Source organism: Streptococcus mitis SK564 (assembly GCF_000148525.1).
Classification (GTDB): Bacteria; Bacillota; Bacilli; order Lactobacillales; family Streptococcaceae; genus Streptococcus; species Streptococcus mitis_H.
This window is the reverse complement of the sequence record NZ_AEDU01000006.1, coordinates 1-18,218: the sequence shown is the minus strand read 5'-3', so window position 1 is coordinate 18,218 and position 18,218 is coordinate 1. Positions and strand designations below refer to the sequence as shown.

Here is an 18,218-nt window from a genome sequence, read left to right as displayed (position 1 = left end):
CCTTTCACCGTCTAACCTTAGCTGCCTCTCTGGACTGCTTTAAAGGTTTTTTACTATTCTATTATTTCTACTAGCACTTGTCAAGTAAAAACATGGCAACTAAAGAGCTATAGGAAAAAAGGTAAACCTAGCGACGCGGTGAACGCTGACTTGTTTGATTTCGATTGCTTTCTTCCTCCAGTTTTTTCTTCTCTTCTTCCAATTTTTTCTGCTGTTCTTCCAGTCTTTTCTTCTCTTCCTCTTTCTGTTTCTTCTCAGCTTCTTCAGCCTCTTTTTTGGCTTTTTCTTCTGCTTCCATAATTAATTTATCCGCCACAGTGTAGCTGTAGATTCCAGCTTCCATATCGACCACACTTGGTTCTGACAATTGAGGCTTAATCTTACTGTAATAAGGCAATTTCTTACTCATTTCAGAAAGTGGAACCAAGACTTCGTCCGAATCATTCATGGTCAATCGAATTAAATCTGAAGTCACCTTACTTGGGGCTAATTCCACCTTTTGGATAGCAGCCTTGAGTTCTGGGCTAATTTGAGCAAGTTCTGAGACAAAAGCCTTGATTTGTTCACTATCATTAAAGAGAACTGATAAATAAGTTTCTGGTAGACTGACCAAACTCACAGCACTGGTCTCAAGCTGACCACTGGAAAGAATAGGATAATGATTTTCACCAGAAATATAGTAAGCCACAATATCATATTCCTTGACCTTGATAGTGAACTTGGTTGGAAATTGATAAACAAGCTGAGCTGATTCCACCCAATAATTAGACTTGATCCGCTCTTCATATTTTGCCTTGTCTAGCAGAAGGTTAATCGTATAATCCGTATCCTGAATGCCTGAAGCCTGTCGAATATCATCAGCCGTAGTTTGCACCGTTCCCTCAACACGAATATCCTTCATGGTCGCATAAGGACTGAGTAAGTAGGCAGAGACAATCAATAAAAGCAGACTTGGAAATAAAATCGTTAAGGCTCGTAAGATATGAAGGCCAGGAATCTTTGCTTTGGCTGGTTTTTCTTTTGTAGCCTTTTTAGCAAGCTTTTTATCCTGTTCCTCGTCCTCTTTAGACCCTGATTCTTCTTTCTCTTCTTCCTCTTTGTCACCCTCTGAGGATGCTACTTTTTCCTCAGACTCCTCCTTAGTTGATTCTTCATCTCCCTGGTCTGTGTCACTCTCCTGGTCCTCTGACTTCTCAGATTCTTCTCCCATTCGAGCTTGTCTTTCCTTTTCCTTCTTCTCAGCTAGGGCTGCCTCTTCTTCAGCCTTCTTTTTTAGATATTCTTGGTTCCGTTTCTGCCATTCTGATAACTCTTTAAATTCTTCGAGGATTTCTTTACCCTCATTTTTCTTATCTTTTGACATTTACTTTCCTTATGATAAATCGTTTTTCAATAGTTGATAAAAATCTGCTAGAGATTTCAATTCCTTAGAAGCCTTCATCTTAGCTTGATAATCTTCCTTGTGACTTAGTAAGTGAGAAAGCTTCTCTTCTAAACTGTCCAAGGTCAAATCGCTTTCTTGAAGCTCTTCTGCATAGCCTTTTTTTACAAAGTAGGCTGCATTTTCAATCTGGTCACCACGACTAGCTTCACGACCAAGCGGCACAATAACATGCAATTTTGCCATGGCCAAGAGCTCAAAAATCGTATTGGCGCCACCACGTGTCACAACAATATCAGCCAATTCCATCAAGGGTTGATAGAGATTGGTCACATAGTCAACACGAAAAAGATTTTGGCTCAACTCGTTCAGGCTAGAATCTCCAGTTAGGTTGATAATATTGTAGCGCTCTGTCAGTTCTTTCTTATGGTCTGTCACCAATTGGTTAAAGACACGAGCACCTGCAGAACCGCCAACAAACAATACAGTTGGCAATTTAGGATTAAAGTGGGTTTGAATATCTACCAATTCATCTGGTTCTGGACCTTTTTGGTCTGAAACCTTGGTCACTGCTCCCACATGCTCGACCTTAGACAAACTTGAAGCTTGCTCAAAGGTTGAATACATCTTCGTCGCAAATTTATAGGCGATTTTATTGGCCAAGCCCATAGACAGGTCAGATTCGTGAATAAAGACAGGAACTCCTGAAACACGCGCTGCGATAACAGGCGGTACTGAAACAAAGCCTCCCTTTGAAAAAAGAGCTTGTGGACGAAGTCGCAACATGATAAAGAGAGATTGGACGATTCCCCAGCCAACTTTGAAGATGTCCAGCATATTTTGCCAAGAGAAATAGCGACGCAATTTCCCAGTCGCAATGGAGTGGAAAGTGACATCCAAGCCTGACTTGAGGATTTCTTGATGTTCAATACCACGCTTGTCCCCGATATAGTGGACTTCCCAACCATCTTCGATGAACTTGGGCATTAACAAAAGATTGAGGGTAACGTGTCCCACCGTCCCCCCACCTGTAAAGACAATTTTTTTCATATTATTCCTTTAACTCCGCTACTGTGTCGATAAAGAGGTCGCCACGTACTTCAAAGTTAGCATACATATCCCAGCTGGCATTGGCAGGACTGAGAAGAACCACGTCTCCTTGAGTCGCAAGTTCATAGGCCTTGCGGGTCGCATCTGCAATATCAGTCGCATCCACATAAGACACATCAGCCTTATCTGCTGCCCGTTTGACACGTTCGGCAGACTGACCAAGGATGACCATCTTCTTGAGTCCAGTAATGTCTGGTACCAATTCGTCAAACTCATTACCACGGTCCAAACCACCTGCAATCAAGATCACCTTGCTGTTGTCAAATCCTGATAAGGCTTTTTGAGTAGCCAAGATATTGGTTGACTTGCTATCATTATAGAATTTGACACCCTTGATTTCATCCACAAATTGGAGACGGTGTTTGACACCACCAAAGGCTGAAAGAGTTTCTTTGATGGTTTGGTTATCCACACCACGAAGCTTGGCTACAGCAATCGTCGCAAGGGCATTTTCTACATTGTGGCTACCTGGAACTCCGATTTCATTCGCTGCCATGACCACTTCCCCACGGAAGTAGAGTTGACCATCTTCCAGATAAGCTCCATCAACCTTTTCCTGTGTTGAAAATGGTACAACGGTAGCTTGTGTTTTGCTAGCCAATTCTTTTGCCAAATCTTGGTTAAAGTTCAAGACAAGGAAATCAGCTGCTGTCATCTTGTTCTGGATATTCCACTTGGCTGCTACATATTCCTCAAATGATCCATGGTAGTCGATATGAGTTGGCATGAGGTTGGTAATAACCGCAATCTCAGGATGGAATTCTTGGACGCCCATGAGTTGGAAAGAAGAAAGTTCCATGACAAGCGTGTCCTTGTCTGACGCAGTTTGTGCCACTTGACTAGCTGGATAGCCGATATTTCCTGATAAAAGACCATGTTGTCCAGCAGCAGTCAAAACTTCCCCAATCATGGTCGTTGTGGTCGTTTTTCCATTAGAACCAGTAATACCAACAATCGGTGCTTCTGAAATCAAGTAAGCCAATTCTACCTCGGTCAAGACAGGAATACCCTTTGACAATGCCTTTTCAATCATGGGATTGCTGTAGGGAATGCCTGGATTTTTTACCATAAGGGCAAACTCTTCATCCAAGAGTTCCAAAGGATGGCCACCTGTGATAACCTTGATTCCTTCTTCCAGCAAACTTTGCGCAGCTGGATTGTCCTCAAAAGGTTTCCCGTCATTTACCGTCACAATAGCTCCTAGCTTGTCCAACAAACGGGCCGCAGACTCACCAGACTTAGCCAAACCTAAAACAAGAACTTTCTTATTTTTAAATTGATCGATTACTTTCATGTCTCAAACTCCATTTCTACTCCTACTATTTTACCATTTTTATGAAAATAAAAAAGCCACAAAGTGTGTTTGTGACTCTTTCTTCTAACTGATACTCTTCGAAAATCAAATTCAAACCACGTCAGCTTCGCCTTGCCGTACTCAAGTACAGCCTGCGGCTAGCTTCCTAGTTTGCTTTTTGATTTTCATTGAGTATGAATCTTACCATATCATCTATGTGATAAATCGGTAACTCGAATAACTTGGTCCACTTGCTCCCAAATCAGAGGATTGTGGGTCGCAATAATAATAGTTCGATTCGGATTTTTTAGAGATTCTAGGATAGAAAGTAATTCCTCAGAGTTTTTGGGGTCTAAGGAAGCGGTTGGTTCATCTGCGAGAATCAAAGGTGGATCCTTTAAAATTATCTTCGCTAGTGCAACACGTTGTGCTTCTCCTCCTGATAATTCAAAGATAGGTTGCTTTAAATCTAAATAAGAGAGGTTTACACGGTTTAGAGCTTGTTTCATCAAAGAGATTTTCTCTTTTTCTTTCAACTTTTTACCAACTAAACCCAGATTGAGATTCTCTTTGACGGTTTGACTTTCAATTAAGCCAAAATCTTGAAATAAGTATCCTAAGTAATCTCTAAAGAAAACAGAAGGCTTGATGTCCTTAAGAGAGGTACCATCATAGATGATTTGCCCTTTGTCATATGGCTCTAATCGTCCAATCATATTCAAGAGTGTTGTCTTACCACAGCCACTTGTACCGATTAAGGAATAAATTTTCCCACCTTCAAAATGAAGATTCGTATCTGAAAATAGCTGACGGCTTCCAAATTTTTTAGATATATTCTTTAGTTCAATCATCCTATTTTCCTTTCATAATTGTCATAGAAACACGAGATTCTTTATGAGCTTGACGGTAAAGCGTCAAAACTGCACTAGCTAGAAAGACTAATAAAGTGAGCAAGCCAATCACCAAGTCTCGACTGCTTAAAATAAAGAAACTAGCACCAAATACAAAACTGGCAAATTGACTAACCATATACTGAGCATGTGTTTCAAAAAATCGTAAACCTGAAATTCGTTTAATCAAGATATCTCGGCGGAATTGCTCGAAATATAGAAGATTGACAGAATAAAAGAGTAACAAGGAACTAGCTATTCCAACAATAGCTCCTAGGATTAAAGTTGCTGTTTCAGTTTGAACTTCATTATAACGAGTTAGATAAACACTTCTTCCTTCTTTAAGATAGGATACTTGCTCATAAATTCCAGCTTTCTTTAAGAGTTCTAGCCCACTCTCATATCCTTTGATAAAGAGTTGTTTTCCAGCATTGATAGACCAAATAGATTTGGAAATGATACTATCACCTGTAGATGTAGGAGTGAACACAACTAAAATCGGATCGGTTAAGTACTGAATGGATACTGGACTTTCACCGTTATTATAAATAAATCGCTTTTCTCCAGTTGGAAGATAGCTAACAATCGCTCTCATTTCATACTCTAAAGGAGCGTTTTTATCCTCGCTTGATTTTCCGTAATAGTTCAAACTCTCTTCAAAAGCTTTCTTAAGTTCTGCTTCCTGTGAACGAAGAGATTCTGGTAATAAGAGTCCAAATTCTCCTTTTTGAAGATGAGCTAGTTTCTGTCTAGTCTCATCATTTACAGTAACATTTTCCTTGTCCAAATAACTTGGGCTTATATAGAGAACATTAGCATCTGGACTATAGGTATCCAGTGTTTCCTCTTTTTCATTTTTTCCTTGAGGATTTGCAAAATGAATGAGATTATCTTTTACAAATAGAGCCTGTTCTTTTTCAACTGCTTCTTTGGAAAATTCATACCACTTATTCAGATTTTCTGTATCTTTTCCTCTATCACCTAAGCCAAAAGAAATTTGATAATAATCTGCTCTATCCTGCCATGCTTGTTTTGAAATTTCAAGTTCTTTCAATCGTTGGTAAGACGTCAAGCCTGTCTTAACAGCGTAGCCCACTGTAAAAACAGCTACTAACTGACACAATAGGGTTAAAATCATCAGGCGTTTAAGGGGTAATCTTCCCTTAATAACGGGAACTAATGCTTTGTAACTCAAACTCATTAGATAAAGAAGCATTAGTAAAATTGAAATCACCAATAAAAACAACAGATAGAAACTAATCCCAAAACCATAGGTGGCTAACAAGATAGGATAAAACAAGCCTTGACTAAAAAGAACGACTCCCCCACCTAGGAAGGAAAGGAGGGCTGATAGAAGGAGCCACTTGATATCAGTCGATAAAGAATGCCCCATGATGGATAAGAGAGTCTGACCAGAAAAGAGTTTTATACCTGCTGCTCTCATTTCCTTAATCCGAGTGATAATCACTAAAGCAAAGAAAGATAAGCCAAATATTGCTAAACTAATTAAAATAAGGGGATTTAGTAACATTCGAAAAGCAAGAGAATAGGGAGGTGTCTTTCGGTCAGCAATTGCTTTATAACCCAAATCCCCTAATTTATCAGCTAGCTTTTCTTTTGTCAAGGAGCCTGACAAAAGGAGATAACTATTTAGTGGATCACTACGTTCACGACTTTCTTGACTAGCTTCTTGGAATTCTTTTGGTAAAGTTCCCTGACCATAAGTTGCATAAGTAAAGTGAGTCGTCCCATCCTTACTCGGCTCTACAATTCTTCTAGCTATTAAACTCTGTTCTGAGTTTGCAAAATTCTCCAATTCCTGTTCAAATATCTCACGCGTCGGTTCCTGAGTATCTTTTTTGACACGAAGTAAAGTAACGGAATCATAGCTTGCATATAAATATTGTGGAGCACGTAAGACAATAATCCAAGCAAGGAAGAAGCTGAGAAAAAAAGTTGATAATAATATGAATAGTTTCTTCATAGTAGACTCCTTGTATAAGAGAATAACCCTATATAACAAAGATTTTATCTTTTATAAATTCTTAGACTTATTTTCCTAGTTTAATCAATCACACCCTGAGCACCAAGACAACAATACTCTTCAAAAATCTCTTCAAACCGCGTCAACGTCGCCTTGCCGTAGATATATGTAACTGACTTCGTCAGTCTTATCTACAACCTCAAAGCAGTGCTTTGAGCAACCTGCGGCTAGTTTCCTAGTTTGCTCTTTGATTTTCATTGAGTATAAATTTAATCCTTTCTTGTTTTGAAATCGATTTCTTTTTACTTAAGTATATCACTTTTTATATAATCTATCAACATATTTTACTAAGATATCATTAGTAATGAAGTTTTACAATTTCCTAAAAAATAGATGACATTAGCGGATTTTATTCCAGTTTCCGCCTTTATACTTTACAAGCAAAAGAGATGATGTTATAGTAAAAGGCAATTCAAACTATTGTAAAATTTCTACAAAAAAAGAGAGCCAAAACTCTCTTTTTATCTTCTTTTACTTTTATGGACCGACATGAGGGTAATATCTCGCAAGCTAAAGTATGCTAGGAAGAGCATGGCGATTGCGATAAAAAATTCTGTCGGTAGCTGAAAGATTTGCAGAACTGACAACATCAGTAAAATCAAGAGTGCTACGAAAGCAAAGACGACAAGGACGATATTAACTGTCCCTTTAATGCTTTGTGGTGTCGCAAATACATAGAGTAGTAATAAGAGGAGTCCTATGATTAAATAAACCATCTTTATCTCTTTCTAGCTCTTATTCAGCTGATTTTTTCTTCTTGTTAGCTTTCTCACGCTCTGCCTTGTTAAGGATTTGTTTACGCAAACGGATAGACTCAGGCGTTACTTCCATGTACTCATCGTCGTTCAAGAACTCAAGAGACTCTTCAAGTGTCAAGATACGAGGTGTCTTGATAACAGCTGTTTGGTCCTTAGTAGCTGAACGGACGTTGGTCATTTGTTTAGCCTTAGTGATGTTAACTGTCAAGTCGTTTTCACGAGAGTTTTCACCGATGATCATTCCTTCATAAACCTCAGTACCTGGGTTAACAAAGATTGTTCCACGTTCTTCGATAGACATGATTGAGTAAGTTGTAGCCTTACCAGCATCGATAGAAACAAGAGCACCACGGTGACGACCACCAATTTCACCTGGAATCAATGGCAAGTATTGGTCGAAGGTATGGTTCATGATACCGTAACCACGAGTCATTGACAAGAACTCAGTTGAGTATCCAATCAACCCACGCGCTGGAACAAGGAAGACCAAACGAGTTTGACCATTACCAGTTGAAATCATATCCAACATTTCACCCTTACGTTCAGAAAGGCTTTGGATAACAGACCCTTGGTATTCTTCTGGTGTGTCGATTTGAACACGTTCAAATGGTTCACATTTAACACCGTCGATTTCTTTTACGATAACCTCTGGACGAGATACTTGAAGTTCATATCCCTCACGACGCATTGTTTCGATAAGGATTGACAAGTGCAATTCTCCACGTCCTGAAACAGTCCATTTATCTGGTGAATCAGTTGGGTCAACACGAAGGGAAACGTCTGTTTGCAATTCTGCCTGCAAGCGTTCTTCTACCTTACGAGAAGTTACCCATTTACCTTCTTTACCAGCAAATGGTGAGTTGTTAACCAAGAAAGTCATTTGAAGAGTTGGCTCATCGATGTGTAGGATTGGAAGAGCTTCAACTGCATCTGTCGGAGTGATAGTTTCACCGACAAAGATATCTTCCATACCAGAAACGGCAATCAAATCACCTGCTTTTGCTTCTTGGATTTCACGACGTTCCAAACCAAAGAAACCAAAGAGTTTTGTAACACGGAAGTTTTTAGTTGTGCCATCAAGTTTAGAAAGGGTAACTTGGTCACCAACTTTAACAGTACCACGGAAGACACGACCGATACCAATACGTCCAACGAAGTCATTGTAGTCCAAAAGTGACACTTGGAACTGCAGAGGCTCATCTGAGTTATCTACTGGAGCTGGGATATGGTCGATAATCGTGTCAAAGATTGGGGCCATAGTCGCTTCTTGGTCAGCTGGATCGTCTGACAATGAAGAAGTTCCGTTGATCGCTGAAGCATACACAACTGGGAAATCAAGCTGGTCATCATCTGCACCAAGCTCGATGAAAAGTTCCAAGACTTCGTCCACTACTTCTGCTGGACGAGCTGATGGTTTATCGATTTTATTGACAACCACGATTGGGACTAGGTCTTGTTCCAAAGCTTTTTTCAATACGAAACGAGTCTGTGGCATTGTTCCTTCGTAGGCATCTACGACCAAGACAACACCGTCAACCATTTTCATGATACGCTCAACTTCTCCACCGAAGTCCGCGTGTCCTGGTGTATCCATGATGTTGATACGAGTTCCGTTGTAGGCAACGGCTGTATTTTTAGCAAGGATGGTAATTCCGCGCTCTTTTTCGATATCGTTTGAGTCCATAGCACGCTCTGCCAATTCAGTACGTGCATCAAGCGTTTCTGATTGTTTCAATAATTCGTCAACGAGGGTTGTTTTCCCGTGGTCAACGTGGGCGATAATCGCAATGTTACGGATATCTTCTCTTAATTTTGTCATGATTTCCTCTATAATATTCAAAATTTATTTTCTAACTGAACGATTATACCATAATTTCAGGTAAATAACATAACTCAAGCAAGTGTAAATGTTTTCACTCTGCTTTTCTTTTCACGTCAAGCCTTTTCAAAGCAGGCGACTTATGATAAGATAGGCACAGTATGCGTTTAGATAATTTATTAGCCCAAGAAAAAGTTAGCCGAAAGGCTATGAAGCAAGCCTTACTCAAAGGGGACATTCTCGTCGATGGTTGCCCAGCCCGCTCCCTAGCCCAAAATATCGATACAGGACTACAGGAACTCCTTTTTCAGGAACAAATCATTCAAGGCTATGAGCACACCTATCTTATGCTTCATAAGCCTGCTGGTGTCGTTACAGCCAACAAAGACAAGGAACTTCCAACCGTCATGGACTTGCTTCCGCCTGACATCCAGTCTGACAAGCTCTATGCTGTCGGCCGACTGGACCGAGATACGACGGGTCTCCTCCTCTTGACCGACAACGGTCCCTTGGGCTTTCAGCTCCTCCATCCCCAATATCATGTCGATAAAACTTATCGAGTTGAGGTCAATGGACTTCTAACACTTGACCATATCCAAGCCTTTCAAAAAGGAATTGTCTTTTTAGATGGCACTATCTGTAAACCTGCAAGACTAGAGATTCTATCTGCAAGTCCTTCCCTCAGTCAAGCCTCCATCACCATTTCAGAAGGAAAATTTCATCAGGTCAAGAAAATGTTCCTATCAGTTGGTGTCAAGGTGACATCCCTCAAACGCACCCATTTTGGACCTTGGAGCTTGGATGAGAATCTTCAAGCAGGAGACTATCGTCCCCTAAACTCAGAAGAATTGGCAAGCATTCGTGACTTTCTCAGAAAAAGTGGTTAAAAAATGAGCTCGGAAACATCCAAGCTCGTTTTCTTATTTCTCAACTTTAACTTTCCCTTTCCAAGAATCCAAACCATAAGAAAGGATATAAATCTCAGAAAAACCTTGTTTTTTCAAGTAAAGGGCCGCATTTGTCACACGTTGCGCACGTTGATTTTCGTAAAGAAGGACAGGTTTATCTTTACGAAGGGCTGCAAGACTAGTCTTCAACTGACTTGAAGGAATATTGCGAGCACCAAGGATATGTTTTCTGTGGAATTCTGCTGGATCGCGCAAATCAATCAATTGACCCGTACGAATCAAGGCTTCAAACTCCTCATTGTCTACAATTTTAGCCGCACGGCGAATACGAAGATAGTTAAAGCCCATCCATGCCAACATTGCTAGTATAAGTGCCCACAAAATCCAAGTAACCATTAGTTCTTTTCTCCATTTTTCTCAATATAATCCAATTCTAGCTTGTGCTCCCTGCGAAGAACTGCTTCTGCTTCTAGATAGTCTAATTTGTCCATCAACCCTGCATCGTAAATCCGAGAGAGTTCCAACTTCATCAGTTCAATATCATATAAGCGTTTTCCCATATAAACAATAATACCAAATCGTTTGAGGAATTGCTGCACATCATAGAATGTTTTCATAAGACTCATTCTAGCAAAATTTTGTCTTTTTTTCAAGAAGAGACCCACACAATGCTCCTGATTTTCCTATCTTCTTTGGCGATTCTGACGCAAGTGTGGTACAATAAAAACATGAGAATTCAACAATTACATTATATTATCAAAATCGTCGAAACCGGCTCCATGAATGAGGCAGCTAAGCAACTCTTTATCACTCAACCGAGTCTTTCCAACGCTGTGAGAGATTTGGAAAATGAAATGGGCATTGAAATCTTTATCCGCAATCCCAAGGGTATTACCTTGACCCGTGATGGGATGGAGTTCCTCTCTTATGCCCGTCAGGTTGTCGAGCAGACCCAGCTTCTGGAGGAACGCTATAAAAATCCTGTCGCCCACCGCGAACTCTTTAGCGTTTCGTCTCAACACTATGCCTTTGTGGTCAATGCCTTTGTTTCTCTGCTCAAGAAAAGTGATATGGAGAAATACGAGCTCTTCCTTCGTGAAACTCGGACTTGGGAGATTATTGACGACGTCAAGAACTTCCGTAGTGAGGTCGGTGTCCTATTTTTGAACAGCTACAACCGTGATGTTTTAACAAAAATGCTGGATGACAACCACCTCCTGGCACACCATCTCTTCACAGCGCAACCACATATCTTTGTCAGCAAGACCAACCCTCTGGCAAAGAAAGACAAGGTGAAACTATCTGATTTGGAAAACTTCCCTTACCTCAGCTATGACCAGGGGACGCACAATTCCTTCTACTTCTCAGAAGAGATTCTTTCTCAAGAGCACCACAAGAAATCCATTGTGGTTAGTGACCGTGCCACCCTCTTTAATCTCTTGATTGGTCTGGACGGATACACAATCGCAACAGGGATTTTGAACAGCAACCTCAACGGAGACAATATCGTTTCTATCCCACTGGACATTGATGACCCCATTGAGTTGGTCTATATCCAGCATGAGAAAACCAGCCTATCCAAGATGGGTGAACGCTTTATCGACTATCTCCTAGAAGAAGTCCAGTTTGATAGTTGAGAGTCACTCTAAATCGAATAACCTAAAAACCTCAAGAACTAGCTTTCAACCCTAGTTCTTGAGGTTTTTTATCTAATAGTAAATCATAAGGATTTTATAAAATCTTATTTTTTAAACAAAAATATAGCAAGGATTAAAACAAGAACGAGTCCAGCTCCTGCAACAATGGCAAACACTGGAATGTTTCCGAATAGTTTTTGTTCTGGCTTTATCTCCTCACTACTGTCTTGAGTTGATTCTGGCACTGTATCTCCTTGTTTCGCTACTTCTTGCTCTGATTTTTTCTCTATTTTCTTAGGACCATAATTTGGATTTACAAAAGTTGCGAGCATGGTGGGCTTAGAATAGTCTTCCTCTCCTTCTTTGACTAACCATGACGCATTATATAAATTCCGTCCTTCCAATACCAGCCCAAAATCAATTCGCTCACCAGGAAGCAAAACTGCTCCTAAACCTACACTAAAAAAGAAAGCTTCTCCGTCATTTTTCTCTTTTAAGACAATAAATCCGTTCTCACTCACTTTTTTTAGTCGAGATAATTTTCCTTTAATATCTCCATCTTTAAAGGTTCCAGTGTAGTTTCCATCTTCTCCTAAAATGAGTGATGAAGCTCTACCAGGTTTAGTACCATTATTAGGTTCTTTATTAATCCAAGTACCCACTAATTCGGATGGGAGAGGAATTTCATCACCAATTTTAGCATCAACAAGGGGCTTGGGCATAGGGGGATTAGGATCCATATTATCTCCAACAATCGGGAGATTTAGAGAAGTATATTCAATAGTTGAGGTATCTATTTTTGTTTTAGAATCAAGATTTAACTCGCTTAGATCACCTTCTCCTGCTCTAAATTCACCTTTTTTAATTAAACTTGCCTCCTTATTTTCTTTAGAAAGTTGGAACAATCTATATGACATAATCCCTGGAGCACTTTCGAACACCATAATACTACCATCTGTGTAGGTATCAATAACTGTCCCCATTCTAAGACTTGTATCCCAAAATCTATCAAATAATGGAGTGGGAGTATTACCATTCATATAATATACTTCAAACAGTTCCCATTTTTCACCATTGGTCAAACCGATTAATAATTCATCCGTCCCATTTTTGTCAATATCCTTCAAAGCGTAACCAAGTCTATTAATATTATTTTCAAATAGATGTTTACTCTCCCACTTCTCAGTGATTTGTGGCAATAGTTGGTTGTTGTCAGTACTGTCAGCTTGGGCTGAATTCACTAGTGAAAACAAACCACAAAGTAAACCCAGACAGGTCATCATGTTTATAATTTTCTTCATATTATTTCTAATTTTAATTTCACTTATATAAATCAATAAATATTATTTTGATGGTAATGATTATGCGTATGGTAATGATTTTCTTGAACATGTAAATTTCTCAAGTAATCAACTGCTTCTTCTGTATTTCTACGGATTCCATCTAACTGCTGTAATTGCAAAGTTTGAACATAATTGTTATATCTTAATGCTTGAAGCATTTTCTTAGTATCAATATATTGTTCCCTTTGTAACTGTAGCATTTCTTTCTGATAGTTCAACTGTAATTCTTTATATTTTGTTTCATCATATAAATTTACAAGTTCCTTCATATTATCAGCTTTGAAATTTTCTAAAGCTCCGATAAAAAATTCTATAGCTTCTATGAAATAGTAATCTTTGGGATACCATCCACTACCAAAAGCCACTAGAGCTCCTGCAGCTTCTTGCATCTCTATTTCACACTGCTGTTGCTCTTGCTTAATTTCTTGTTCATGTCTAATCTGTCTATCATAATCAGACTGTCTCATGCCTGAATTTTTAATGAGTTGTTTATTATCATCATCAATTAGCGTATTAATGAAATCAACCCATTTAGGATACCAAATTTTACCTAAAATAGAAGTTAAATAAAGCATTCCTAAGGCTATAATTGAAAAAAATATACCTTCAAATAAGTTAAAACTTATTAACCCTATTATTGCAAAAAATATTATCCTAAGAGGTGCAGCTAATAACATGACTAAAATAATCCCTGTCCATATATTTAACCATTTTTCTGTTTTTCGACGTATCTTTTTTTGAAGATAAAAAATTAAAATTGCTGTTGCTGCCAAATACATAACAAGTTCAAGAAGATTACCGTCACCAAACCAAAACATTAGTAGAAATTTAGCTAGATTTCCCAAAGCACCAAACAGAACTACATAAAATGATTGCCTCATCATTTTCTCTATTTTGTTAGATGAATTACTTTCTAATAAATTTTGTAATTGAGCTTGTATTTGCTTAGCTTTCCTTCTATCATTTTCTAACTTCATCTTATAGTTTTGCTTTTGATAAATATAATCTATACCTCTATGTAGATTATATAAATTTTCTAATAATACTGATTTTTCTTCCACTTCATTCTCCATCTTTTTTCTATTTTACTAAAAACCTGCCATTACTATCACATTCATCCCAACTACTACTGAAAGAAAGTTATTTAATGAATCTGTTTACTAGTAGTCTTATCACCTTTTATGACCATTATTGCTGCAAAAATATTTATCAAAACACAGACATAATATAGAATCGCTCCAAAACCTAAATCCGATCTTCCAACCAATTCTTTTGTTATTGAAAAATGAACAAAAATTCCAAATAAACTTACTAGAATAACTATAATAGATGTAATAATTTGAAGCACCCTTCCTTTTCCAATTACTAAAGACAATAAAAAAGTAATCACAAATGCACCATACCAAATCAAAAATAAATACCATAATGGTGCATCTAAATATTCTGAAACATGTTCACTTAATGGAGGTATAAACTGATTACCCGATGAAACAACTGGCAATAAGAAAGTAATCAATCCTACTAAACTAGCTATAGTTATTAATTTTTTAAATTTCATTCATATTCTCCCTATATACAATTTCTTACCCCAGTAACTTTTAGGGTACTGAGGTAAGCTTTTAATGTGTAGTCTATTTTACTCGGTTAAAGGTTTGATCTGGCTCTTGAAGATAAAGTTCCTTATCTTTTAACATATATTTTGTTTTTCCTAAATTTCTTCCTTTAGTGTCTGTGATTGTCAATTCTTTCTTTTGTTTATCAATTTTCACTAGTCTTTGTTCTTTGTCTCCGTCTGAATCCTCAGAGGTGACGGTCCCAGCATTTCCTTTAATCACCATGACTAAATGATCACGTTTTGTTAAAATTTCATAAGTTCCATCTAAGGGATCAGTCGTTAATTTCTTTATTCCAAAAATTAACACTAGTGCAATTACAACTAAACCTGCAATGCTCTCCTTACGTTTGGTTTCAAATAAGCTTTTTAATTTACCAATTACATTTTCCATATTGAACTCTAATTCCTTATTTTACCCACTTACCTGAGCCATCTACTTTGTAGCCATCTGGGGTACGTTCGTTGACTGCCATCTTACCATTCGATTTGAGGTAGTAGTCACCTACCCATTGGTTACGAGCATAGCTTCCTTCTGACGTTAGGTAATAGTAAGATTGGTAGCTACTATCATAAATCCACTCACTCTTGGCCATTTTACCATCTGATTTAAGGTAGTAACTTCCAGCCCAGGTATTACGTGCATAGCTACCCTCTGCTGTCAAGTAATAGTATGATTTATAGTTATTGTCATAAATCCACTCGCTCTTAGCCATGTAGCCACCTGATTTGAGGTAATAACTTCCTGACCAAGCATTTTGAACAAAGTTACCTGAAGCATTTAGGTAGAAGTAAGAATTGTACTGAACATCAAAAATCCATTGATTGACTACTTTAACACCAGCTTTATAGTAAGAAGAACCTGACCAACCAGTCTGACCTGAGTTAGAGCTAGTGGTTTGTTTTGGAGCTTCAGTAGCTTTGGGTGCTTCTACTTTCTTAATAGGATAGTATTCCTTATCTGATATTCTAAAAATTTCTGAACGTCCAAAATAACGTTTTCCAAAATCATCTACACTATATATATCTAAATAATAATTGCCATCCTCTACTAGAAGTAAATTAATACCCGACTGTAATCTATTCTTGCCATCAAATTTACCAAAATAATGCGATTCAGTCAAAGTTCCAGTACTCTCATTAACTATATCAAAATAGAGAGAAGTACTATCATTAACGTTGGAACTTCTTTGTAGGTCAACTAAAAGAGTAGCTGATGTAGAACCTCCCGCTGTCGGTATTAAGGTGATTTTCAAGGGATTTTGAGTATCCTTGACACTCATATCTGTTAAAGCATGAACCTCCATTGGTTTAGAAGTCATAAGACCCACTGATAACAACGAACCTGCTAATAAAGAACTAACTAATATTTTTTTATTTTTCATGATTTCAAATTCCTTTTCTCATCCTTATCCTACCCACTCACCGTTGGTATTGACTGTATAGCCATCTGGTGTAGTGGTGTTTACTGCTAAAGCTCCTGAACTATAGGCGTAGTACCATTTACCAGAAACTTTAAACCATCCTGTTGTCATAGCACCTGACTTGTCAAGATAGTACCATGAACCATTATCTTTTACCCATCCTGTAGCCATTGAGCCTGAGTTATTCAAGTAATACCATGTACCGTTATCTTTTATCCAACCTGTAGCTATTGATCCTGACTTGTTCAAGTAATACCATGTACCGTTATCTTTTACCCATCCTGTAGCCATTAAACCTGACTTGTTAAGGTAATACCATGTACCATTATCTTTTACCCATCCTGTAGCCATTGAACCTGAGTTGTTCAAGTAATACCATGAGCTACCAGTTTTGACCCAGCCAGTTTTCATCCAACCTGCGTGATCAAAGTAGTACCATTTATCCTTTATTTGTTCCCAACCGTTGGTTGTATATGAACCATCAGCATGTTTGTACCACCAACGACCAGATGATTCAATCCAGTTACCAGCTTGTGAGTCTTCTACTTTCTTGAGTTCTGTATCTGTTTTCTTCTTCGCTTGTTTCCCTGCAAGATACTCCAGATACCAATCTGATAAATTGTAGTCATCCTTGCTTTCAGCCTTAACCAACTTATCAAACTCTTCTTGGATTTCAGCTAGTTTAGCTTGTTCAGCTTTCAATTTAGCTGTAACTGCATCCAATTTGTCTTGTGCCAATTTTGCAGCAGATTTTTCTTGAGTTAGTTTTGCTTCTAAATCAGCTACTTTTGCTTGCGCATCTGCAAGATTTTTGTCTGCATTTAGATAAGCACTCAATTCAGTTGCAATTGCTTTCGCATCTGACACCAATTTGTCTTTTTCTTCATGGAGTTTTGCTTGTTCAGCTTGAAGAGCAGTCAACTTGTTTTCTTCTGCTTGCAATTTTGCTTGCGCATTTGTAAGAGCAGTTTCAGCATCTTTTTGAGCAGTTTTGGCTGTAGCTAGTTCAGCTTTAGCTGTTTCAAGAGCAGTTGCTTTTTCTGCTTGGCTTCTTGAGAAGTTTTCAACAGCTGTTTCAGCAGTTGCTTTACGTTCTTGTGCATTTTTCAAAGCAAGGTTTGCCAATTGCAAGTGCTTTTCAGCAACTTCTGTTTGAAGTGGACTAGCTGTTTTGCTTGCCAATTCTTTTTCAGCTTCTGTTTTAGCTTCAAGTGCAGAAGCATATTTGCTTGAAGCTATTGCCAATTCTGCTTTAGCATTTGCAAGCGCAGTTTGAATTTTAGCAAGTTCATCTTTTACTTTTTTGAGATTTTTATTTAAATATTCTTCAATTCTATAAATTTTGTCAATAAAAGGTCGAGAGACATTATTTACATATTGAATTGTTTCAAAATACATAAGCCGTTGAGTAATATTTCGTACTTTTTTATCATCATCAATAGCTTTGTTGATAGCATTATTGATGATTGCTTTATATTTATCCGTACTAATACCATCAGCCAATGTAACTGTTCCATTAGTATCTTTTTTTAAATATTCATATTTGGTATATGGACTTGATGATTGATTGGGTGAAATAACAGGTAAAGTTTTTAAGTGAGGATGACTTATCACCATAGTTGCTGAATTTGAGCCATTGTCAAATACAAATTTAGCTAAAGGTACATTATGTATCTCTTCATACTTTTTAATTTCAGCATCCATAGCGTTTAGTTTATTCTGTTTTTCAGGATCTACTTTTTTCGTTCTAATATACTCATTTTGAGAATCAATGAAAAAATTATCATATTCTTGCAGAAGATATGCATAGTTTAAATCATTATACAAATATTCTTTTGCTTTTTTTATACTATTACGCATATCTTCTAAACTACTATGTACAGTTTCAAACATGCTTTTCGCATTTTGACTATAAATTATTTTATCTTTTAATGCATTATGGAATGAGTGAGTGAAAAATGCTCCTCCTTTATTATTTTGATAAATTCCCATTAAAAC

The 18,218-nt window shown here is 37.9% G+C and carries 18 protein-coding genes; 2 read left to right on the top strand and 16 right to left on the bottom strand.

From position 1 onward, the window contains the following. Positions 1-127: 127 nt before the first annotated feature. From SMSK564_RS03750 to typA, 8 genes are all read right to left on the bottom strand, one after another. Positions 128-1,363: a cell division protein FtsQ/DivIB gene (locus tag SMSK564_RS03750; RefSeq protein WP_000031173.1), complete on the bottom strand. Its 1,236-nt coding sequence runs from the start codon at positions 1,361-1,363 to the stop codon at positions 128-130. Positions 1,364-1,372: 9 nt separating this feature from the next. Next, positions 1,373-2,431: a UDP-N-acetylglucosamine--N-acetylmuramyl-(pentapeptide) pyrophosphoryl-undecaprenol N-acetylglucosamine transferase gene (locus SMSK564_RS03745; protein ID WP_000724813.1), complete on the bottom strand. Its 1,059-nt coding sequence runs from the start codon at positions 2,429-2,431 to the stop codon at positions 1,373-1,375. A 1-nt stretch (position 2,432) separates the two neighbouring features. Continuing rightward, a complete protein-coding gene (gene murD, locus SMSK564_RS03740) occupies positions 2,433-3,785 on the bottom strand; it encodes a UDP-N-acetylmuramoyl-L-alanine--D-glutamate ligase (RefSeq protein WP_000863056.1) in 1,353 nt (450 codons plus the stop codon). Positions 3,786-3,994: 209 nt separating this feature from the next. Beyond that, on the bottom strand, positions 3,995-4,636 hold the full coding sequence (locus SMSK564_RS03735; RefSeq protein WP_000571295.1) for an ABC transporter ATP-binding protein: 642 nt from the start codon (positions 4,634-4,636) through the stop codon (positions 3,995-3,997). 1 nt (position 4,637) lies between these two features. Further along, positions 4,638-6,659, bottom strand: a complete 2,022-nt coding sequence (locus tag SMSK564_RS03730; RefSeq protein ID WP_000732442.1) for a bacteriocin-associated integral membrane family protein — start codon at positions 6,657-6,659, stop codon at positions 4,638-4,640. 132 nt (positions 6,660-6,791) lie between these two features. Next, complete coding sequence (locus SMSK564_RS13555; RefSeq protein WP_001818081.1) at positions 6,792-6,917, bottom strand: hypothetical protein; 126 nt, start codon at positions 6,915-6,917, stop codon at positions 6,792-6,794. Between the two features lie 263 nt (positions 6,918-7,180). After that, positions 7,181-7,435 carry a DUF3165 family protein gene (locus tag SMSK564_RS03725; protein WP_000262674.1) on the bottom strand — a complete coding sequence of 85 codons (255 nt, stop codon included), beginning with the start codon at positions 7,433-7,435 and terminating at the stop codon, positions 7,181-7,183. Positions 7,436-7,454: 19 nt separating this feature from the next. Beyond that, the gene (gene typA / locus SMSK564_RS03720) at positions 7,455-9,296 is read right to left on the bottom strand and encodes a translational GTPase TypA (RefSeq protein ID WP_000164111.1); all 1,842 of its coding nucleotides are present in this window, start codon (positions 9,294-9,296) and stop codon (positions 7,455-7,457) included. A gap of 161 nt (positions 9,297-9,457) precedes the next feature. Here typA and SMSK564_RS03715 point away from each other — a divergent pair, with 161 nt between their 5' ends. Further along, positions 9,458-10,183, top strand: coding sequence for a 16S rRNA pseudouridine(516) synthase (locus SMSK564_RS03715; protein ID WP_001235026.1), 726 nt, complete (start codon positions 9,458-9,460; stop codon positions 10,181-10,183). Between the two features lie 33 nt (positions 10,184-10,216). Here the strand turns inward: SMSK564_RS03715 and SMSK564_RS03710 are convergent, their stop codons facing one another. Together SMSK564_RS03710 and SMSK564_RS03705 are read right to left on the bottom strand one after the other, a co-directional pair. Beyond that, a complete protein-coding gene (locus tag SMSK564_RS03710) occupies positions 10,217-10,600 on the bottom strand; it encodes a rhodanese-like domain-containing protein (protein ID WP_000259257.1) in 384 nt (127 codons plus the stop codon). After that, positions 10,600-10,869 carry a YqgQ family protein gene (locus tag SMSK564_RS03705; RefSeq protein ID WP_000522399.1) on the bottom strand — a complete coding sequence of 90 codons (270 nt, stop codon included), beginning with the start codon at positions 10,867-10,869 and terminating at the stop codon, positions 10,600-10,602. The genes SMSK564_RS03710 and SMSK564_RS03705 overlap by 1 nt, the downstream gene beginning before the upstream one ends. A 63-nt stretch (positions 10,870-10,932) precedes the next feature. On the opposite strand from SMSK564_RS03705, the gene SMSK564_RS03700 reads away from it, so the two are divergent. Further along, positions 10,933-11,841, top strand: coding sequence for a LysR family transcriptional regulator (locus tag SMSK564_RS03700; RefSeq protein ID WP_001222592.1), 909 nt, complete (start codon positions 10,933-10,935; stop codon positions 11,839-11,841). A gap of 104 nt (positions 11,842-11,945) precedes the next feature. On the opposite strand, the gene SMSK564_RS03695 is transcribed toward SMSK564_RS03700, so the two are convergent. From SMSK564_RS03695 to SMSK564_RS12405, 6 genes are all read right to left on the bottom strand, one after another. Next, positions 11,946-13,142 carry a hypothetical protein gene (locus SMSK564_RS03695; protein WP_004249311.1) on the bottom strand — a complete coding sequence of 399 codons (1,197 nt, stop codon included), beginning with the start codon at positions 13,140-13,142 and terminating at the stop codon, positions 11,946-11,948. 32 nt (positions 13,143-13,174) lie between these two features. Next, the gene (locus SMSK564_RS03690) at positions 13,175-14,257 is read right to left on the bottom strand and encodes a hypothetical protein (RefSeq protein WP_000426893.1); all 1,083 of its coding nucleotides are present in this window, start codon (positions 14,255-14,257) and stop codon (positions 13,175-13,177) included. 71 nt (positions 14,258-14,328) lie between these two features. Continuing rightward, positions 14,329-14,742: a hypothetical protein gene (locus SMSK564_RS03685; protein ID WP_000669444.1), complete on the bottom strand. Its 414-nt coding sequence runs from the start codon at positions 14,740-14,742 to the stop codon at positions 14,329-14,331. Positions 14,743-14,815: 73 nt separating this feature from the next. Then, positions 14,816-15,190 (bottom strand): hypothetical protein, encoded by a 375-nt coding sequence (locus SMSK564_RS03680; protein ID WP_000432464.1) that lies wholly within the window; start codon positions 15,188-15,190, stop codon positions 14,816-14,818. A gap of 16 nt (positions 15,191-15,206) precedes the next feature. Further along, positions 15,207-16,181, bottom strand: coding sequence for a PspC-like choline-binding domain-containing protein (locus SMSK564_RS03675; RefSeq protein ID WP_000791275.1), 975 nt, complete (start codon positions 16,179-16,181; stop codon positions 15,207-15,209). Positions 16,182-16,205: 24 nt separating this feature from the next. Beyond that, positions 16,206-18,212 carry a choline binding protein J gene (locus SMSK564_RS12405; protein WP_004236067.1) on the bottom strand — a complete coding sequence of 669 codons (2,007 nt, stop codon included), beginning with the start codon at positions 18,210-18,212 and terminating at the stop codon, positions 16,206-16,208. Between the last annotated feature and the right edge of the window lie 6 nt (positions 18,213-18,218).